At 49.6% G+C, this 6331-nt stretch carries 6 protein-coding genes; 1 reads left to right on the top strand and 5 read right to left on the bottom strand.

Features of this window, described 5'->3' with window-relative positions; genetic code table 11:
- On the top strand, nt 1-229 hold a 229-nt coding region (locus tag HMPREF1147_RS12280; protein ID WP_369791744.1), incomplete at its 5' end, for a transposase.
- A 66-nt stretch (nt 230-295) separates the two neighbouring features.
- Here the strand turns inward: HMPREF1147_RS12280 and HMPREF1147_RS06510 are convergent.
- The 5 genes from HMPREF1147_RS06510 to HMPREF1147_RS06490 form a co-directional block, all read right to left on the bottom strand.
- The gene (locus HMPREF1147_RS06510) at nt 296-1021 is read right to left on the bottom strand and encodes an HAD family hydrolase (protein ID WP_009658179.1); all 726 of its coding nucleotides are present in this window, start codon (nt 1019-1021) and stop codon (nt 296-298) included.
- Between the two features lie 64 nt (nt 1022-1085).
- On the bottom strand, nt 1086-3518 hold the full coding sequence (locus tag HMPREF1147_RS06505) for a DNA internalization-related competence protein ComEC/Rec2 (protein WP_009658170.1): 2433 nt from the start codon (nt 3516-3518) through the stop codon (nt 1086-1088).
- On the bottom strand, nt 3515-4075 hold the full coding sequence (locus tag HMPREF1147_RS06500; RefSeq protein ID WP_009438523.1) for a helix-hairpin-helix domain-containing protein: 561 nt from the start codon (nt 4073-4075) through the stop codon (nt 3515-3517). The genes HMPREF1147_RS06505 and HMPREF1147_RS06500 overlap by 4 nt, the downstream gene beginning before the upstream one ends.
- 11 nt (nt 4076-4086) lie before the next feature.
- Nucleotides 4087-4881 carry an adenosylmethionine decarboxylase gene (gene speD / locus HMPREF1147_RS06495; RefSeq protein WP_009658194.1) on the bottom strand — a complete coding sequence of 265 codons (795 nt, stop codon included), beginning with the start codon at nt 4879-4881 and terminating at the stop codon, nt 4087-4089.
- 88 nt (nt 4882-4969) lie between these two features.
- Complete coding sequence (locus HMPREF1147_RS06490) at nt 4970-6304, bottom strand: replication-associated recombination protein A (RefSeq protein ID WP_009438349.1); 1335 nt, start codon at nt 6302-6304, stop codon at nt 4970-4972.
- Between the last annotated feature and the right edge of the window lie 27 nt (nt 6305-6331).

Here is a 6331-nt window from a genome sequence, read left to right as displayed (position 1 = left end):
TCCCGTATACTACGCTCATCCTTATACGCCAAGTGAACGCGGAACTAATGAACGCCAAAACGGCATGGTACGACGCTTTATCCCAAAGGGGACCGATATTGCTTGCCTCACGCCGGACACAATTCAACAGGTAGAGGACTGGATGAATAACCTCCCCAGGAAAATCCTCGGATACGATACACCCAAAGAGCGTTTCGATTCATATGTTGCTCAATTCGCTGCCTCGTAACTTTTTCCCTACTTGTCCCACTTGCTATTGCAATTTAGGCATTCGATTTGATATTGAAATTAGGATTTATGATACCGTTGTTATATATGCTAAAAGCCGCATAGAAAGCTCTTCCTCGCTATGAACTTCAATATCCGCTGTAATTTTTGTATCGTCCGGTTTGATGCGGTGTCGATGGTTGAACCACAGTGTATGCCATCCGGCATGACAGGCACCCGGTATATCGAGGGCAAATGCGTCTCCAACGTAGAGGAGACGCTCTGCGGGAAGATCCAGCCGACGCTCCATCTCTCGAAATATACGTACATCGGGCTTGCGAAAATCATGATCGCCGGAGACGATGACATGTTCTGCGGGAATCCAGTGTGCAAGATTCAACGATTTGATTTTTTCACGCTGATGTACGGAGTTGCCATTCGTGATAACACCCATTTTTACATTCTTTTCCCGTAATGTATCAAGAATATGCTTCATCGTATCGGTGAGACGAATCCGGTATTGAAATTCCACATAACGGCGCTGAAACTCCAACACCTCCTCATCAGTGACGGAGACCCCGTATTCCTGCATAGTCATGCGAAGACGATAGGCATAAAGTGCCTCCATCGACATCTTCCCGGTTTGCGTATCGTCAAAGCGTTCGTCACTGTAGCGACGAAATAAGAGGAACAGATCGTTCGTTGGAAACGGATACCGCGTGCCATAGAGGGATTGGTAGGCACCCAAAAAGGGAATAGACATATCGTATAACGTATCGTCAACATCAAAAACTACGCCATAGTTTTTCATCATATCCTCGCTTTGTATTGAAGAGTCTATCGCTATTATAAATAAAATTATGCCCCCGCGCAATGCGTTAGTGCAGGATTTTGTGCGCCGTATAGGTTTCCACCTTAAGACGGCTGCCGTCGGTGCGAAATACGATTGCCCCGTCATAATCCGTTCGCAGCGTTTTTATGCCTTGTTTTTCGTATCGATCCGCCACCTCCTGTTTCGGATGCCCAAATGTATTATCTCTCCCCACCGAGTATACGGCGTATACGGGATGTACGGCGGCGATAAATTCCTCTGAACTCGATGTATTTGAACCGTGATGCGGAACTTCTAGGACTGTGCTCTGTATGTCCTTATGAAGTGCAAGCAGCTTCGCCTCGTGTTCTTTGACCAAATCGCCGGTAAACAAAAAGCTCGCGCTGCCATAGTGCACACGATAGACATTCGACACCTCGTTGCCGGTTGCGCTGTCCGACGGATCATAGGGCGGCGCGTAGACGGTATCGATAGTGACGCCGTCCACTGTGATTCGCCTTCCCTCTTCCGACTTGCTAAATTTTAACAGCAGTGGATCGCTGTCTCCCATATGCATACTTCTCGCATATTCTGTAACCCCCTCATCCGCAATGAACACGTGCTTGACCGGCATTTTTGCAAGAATCGCATGTGCGCCCGCGGCATGATCCGCATGTGCGTGTGAGAGAAATATATAGTCGAGCTCGCGCACGCCATAGTGCAGCAGATACGGAACATCTACCCGTGCGCCAATGTCAAACGCATCGTCTCTCGTTCCGCCGGTATCAAACATCATCGCATGACCATGCGGCGTAATTAGAAGAACCGAGTCCCCCTGCCCTACATCAATAAAGTGAACCGATAGTTCGGCAGGCTGTGCAATATAGCGAAAGATGAAAAAAATAAGCAGTACGCCGAGGGAGACACCAATAGCCTTTTGTTTCCCCTTGATAAATTCTATCAAGTGGTCACGCAGTTCTTGCGGTGCAAATATGAGCAGCAGCAAGGTGTAATAGGCACATCCGACACCAATCTCCGGCGTCGGAACAAAAATTTTAGAAGCCGGCAGCGCCGCCATAAAGCGTGTCAATTCAAACGATATGCCAAGCAATATGCTGTCAAACGCAAATACAACTTTCCCCGCTAGAGGGATGATCCACGCCGTAATCCCGCCCAAAAGCCCGACGATAATGATGATGTCCACAATCGGAACGACAATAAAATTCGATAATAAAGACGACAGCGACACCTGATTGAAATACCATGCGAGCATGGGGAGCGTCGCGAGTTGCGCTGACATTGTGATGGATAAACTGCCTGCGGCAAATACGGATATCCCTTTCATACGTTGAAACAGTATGGGCGCAATAAAAAGTAGCCCCGCCGTTGCAAGAAAGGACAATTGAAAGCTGATATGGAAAAACAGCAGCGGAGAGACGAGGAGCATCAAGATCCCCGTCACAATCAAGATACGCTGCGCGTCCCGTTCCTGCCCTAGAACAAGTCCGACAAAAGCAATTCCGCCCATAATGCCAGAACGTACGGCAGGCGGCACGAATCCTGCCAATACGACATAGGCTGAAATGACAAAAATCACAGAGATTGCCCGCGCCCATTTGGGAAATTTCAGAATTATAGAGAACCATGCCGTCACGGCGGCAATCAAGCTGATATGGGAGCCGGAAACAGATAAAATATGTATAATTCCCGTTGTGGTAAAGGCTTCTAATAGTTCCGGTCGTATGCCTTCGTATCCTCCAAACAGCATTGCAAAAATCGCCGCTGCATCGCTGTGCGGCATCACCTCCGACATGCGATTGATATAGTGTGTACGCACATCTGCCGCAAATTGGATGATATTCTGAAATAACGAATATTTTTCTGCACGCTGAAAAGAAAGAGAATCTTGGCTTGTGTGAAGCCGCGCTGTAATTCCTTGGCTGTGCAAAAGGAACGCCGTATCTATCTGCCCCGGGTTTTGATAACTGTGCGGTCGGCGCACTGTTCCTTCGGCAGAAATATGATCCCCGATATGCACTTCAGGCAGGTCGTCTCCGGCACGCGCGCGGGAATAAATAAGTATATTCCCTTCTCCGACATGTTCTTCTCCTTTGGAAAATATAGATGTTACCTGTGCCGTATAACGCAGATGAACCCCCCCATCCGGATCTGCGGTAATACGAGGCGGTTCTGTAACGACACCTTCGACCTTGGCATCTTGTCCCGCGTAATTCGAAATATCGGAAGCCGGAAGATCATAGACCGCCGCGAATCGAAGCATCCCCAATACGAAAAAAAGCCCGACGAAGACAATCCATGTCTTTGGGCTTTGCCGATATATCAGGAATATCGCCGCGCCGCTTCCAATCAGCAGTACGGATAAAAAATACGGCAGCGCGGCAGAAAAAGAAATATCAAAATATGCGCTGCAGAAAATACCGAGACAAAGGGAAAATAACAGGGCGATAAGAAACGTGAGCTGATACTGCCCTGTTTTCATATGGTCACCTTGTCCTTTAGTTTTTCAAATTTTGCGTTGCCGATTCCGCGTATCTTTTTTATATCTTCAATCTTCTTGAAGTTCCCGTTTGCTTCACGATACTCCACAATACGTGCCGACATCGCGGGACCGATGCCGGGAAGCTCCTGCAGTTCCTTCTCGTTTGCTGTGTTGATGTTGATCCGCCCGTCTGTATCGTTCCCCGCGGGCACGGCGGTCTTACTGCCGAATTTTTGATTTTCCGGTACGCGTATATGCATTCCGTCTTCAAGCAGCGCCGCCATATTCACGCGGTCAATGTCTGCCGTTTCTATCACGCCGCCGACTTCGTTCACGGCATCGGCGACACGTTTTCCTTCGGGGAGTATAACGAGTCCCGGTTTTTTTACCTCTCCCGAAACATATACGGTCACGGAACGCGGCGGTTCCGGCGGCATGTTCGTCCCCGCGTCAAGCGCCAATGTTTCCTGTTCCGAATAGTAGCCGTACATTGTGCCGCCTATAGCGGCGGCAACGAGAATGAGCAATACGGCAAGGGACTTTTTGAACATGGGCATACGAACATCTCCTAATAGACGTTGCGTCCGCTGAAGATCTCTATCATCTCGCGCCGAAGACTGGTACTGATCAGCAGTCGTGTCTTTGGCGGGATTTCATCGACATCTGTATTAAAGAGATAATTTTGTAATTGCGGCTCCTTGATGAGCATACGCGTATGAAAAAGGCTGGCCTGATAGAGATTGATGTCCACCGCATCGTATTCGTCCAGGGTTTCTTGCTTGATAAACTCTTGGATCGAGGTCATTTTCGAATCCATGAACAGCTTGCGCCCCTGCAGATCTCTCGTAAATCCGCGCACACGATAGTCCATCGTAATGATATCCGAATCAAACTGGCTAATGAGGTAATCGAGTGTTTGCAGCGGCGTGATCTCTCCGCAAGTCGCAACATCGATATCGACGCGGAACGTCGCGATGCTCGTATCCGGATGGAACTCCGGATATGTGTGAACGGTCACATGGCTCTTGTCAAGATGCGCCAGTATCGTTTTGGGCGCTGCGGCGGCTCTGTTGACGGGTTTCTTACTGCCGGATATGACGGCGGCTTCTTCCGCAACCAGCATCGTCACGCTCGCCCCCTGCGGCTCATAGTCCTGCTTTGCAATATTGAGAATACGCGCCCCAATCATATCCGTCACTTGAGAAAGTATCTTGGTAAGTCGGTCGGAATTATACTGTTCGTCAATATATTTGATATAGTCCCGCTGTTCTCGCGCAGATTTTGCATAGCAAATATCATAAATATTGAAACTCAGCGCTTTCGTGAGATTGTTAAATCCATATAGTTTCAGCTTTCCATCCAACGCCGGGATTCCTGCCTTTCCTGTTCAAAAAATAATACACATCGACTGTAACAATATATTTTGATATAGCGGCATACGTCTGCATCATCTAGTTTTTACGATGCGGCGCATGGTCTGCTCTCCATTTCTTAATCGCGTCCAGACGCTCGCGGAATCGTCCTTCGACGCCTTGATCCGTCGGGTGGTAATATGTTCGATCCGCAAGTGCATCGGGCAGACACTGCATATTTGTGATATGTTCCGCCGCATCATGCGCATATTGATAGCCTTTGCCGTAGTCTAGCTCCTTCATGAGTTTGGTCGGGGCATTTCGAATGACAAGCGGTACCGGTTCGGCAAGCATCGTGCGTGCATCCGCTGCGGCAGATAAGTAGGCAACTTCCATCGCATTCGATTTCGGGGCAAGCGAGAGGTAGATCACTGCCTCGGTGAGATGTACGTTGCACTCGGGAACACCGATATACCGGCATGCCTGATATGCCGCGACGGCGATCTCAAGCGCACGCGGGTCGGCAAGACCGACATCCTCCGCCGCAAAACGCGTAACTCGCCGCGCAACATAAAGAGGATCTTCCCCTGCTTCGAGCATGCGCGCGAGCCAGTACACGGCGGCATCGGGATCGGAATTGCGCATCGACTTATGGAGCGCCGAGATCAGATTATAATGTTCCTCCCCCGTCTTATCATAGAGGAGTGACTTGCGGGAAATGCATTGTGCGAGATTTTCTTCCGTCACCGTAACAATGCCGTCTTTTTCCTCCGCATTGAGGATCAGCATCTCAAATGTGGAGAGTGCGCTGCGTGCATCTCCGTTGGCAAAGCGTGCAACCGCAAGCACAGCGTCCTCCGATATGTCTATCTTTTGACCGCCGAGCCCGCTCGGAAGTGCCGCCGCGCGCAATAGGAGCTTTCGAATGTCCTCCGTTTTCAATCCTTGCAGTACGAATACGCGGCAGCGAGACAAAAGCGCGCCGTTGATTTCAAACGACGGATTTTCCGTCGTCGCGCCGATGAGGACGATACTCCCTTTTTCCACAAAGGGCAAAAAGGCATCCTGCTGTGCTTTGTTAAAACGATGAATCTCATCGACGAAAATGATGACACGCTGACCGTAGGAACGCTTTCGCTCGGCTTCCTGCATGACGGTTCGAATGTCCTTGATGCCACCGGACACTGCGGAAAACGTAATAAACTCCGCCTTTGTCCGCGCCGCAATGATCTGCGCCAGCGTGGTTTTTCCAACGCCCGGAGGTCCCCAAAAGATCATTGAAGTAATTTGATCGCTTTCGATGAGGCGACGCAGAATTTTTCCTTTCCCCAGAAGGTGCTCCTGTCCGACAAAATCCTCCAGCGTATGTGGACGAACACGTTCCGCAAGCGGTCGGTGCAGAGCTTGTTCAAAAAGCCCCTGCTGTTCATCCATTTGCCTCATCCTCCAAGCACAGTATAT

Source organism: Selenomonas sp. FOBRC9 (assembly GCF_000287655.1).
Lineage (GTDB): Bacteria > Bacillota > Negativicutes > Selenomonadales > Selenomonadaceae > Centipeda > Centipeda artemidis.
This window is presented reverse-complemented; position numbering and strand designations above follow the sequence as displayed.

Bases quoted from the DNA above. Each gene is read 5' to 3' on its own strand.
- HMPREF1147_RS06510 (WP_009658179.1), bottom strand. From the start codon at position 1,021: ATGATGAAAAACTATGGCGTAGTTTTTGATGTTGACGATACGTTATAC.
- HMPREF1147_RS06505 (WP_009658170.1), bottom strand. From the start codon at position 3,518: ATGAAAACAGGGCAGTATCAGCTCACGTTTCTTATCGCCCTGTTATTT.
- HMPREF1147_RS06500 (WP_009438523.1), bottom strand. From the start codon at position 4,075: ATGCCCATGTTCAAAAAGTCCCTTGCCGTATTGCTCATTCTCGTTGCC.
- HMPREF1147_RS06490 (WP_009438349.1), bottom strand. From the start codon at position 6,304: ATGGATGAACAGCAGGGGCTTTTTGAACAAGCTCTGCACCGACCGCTT.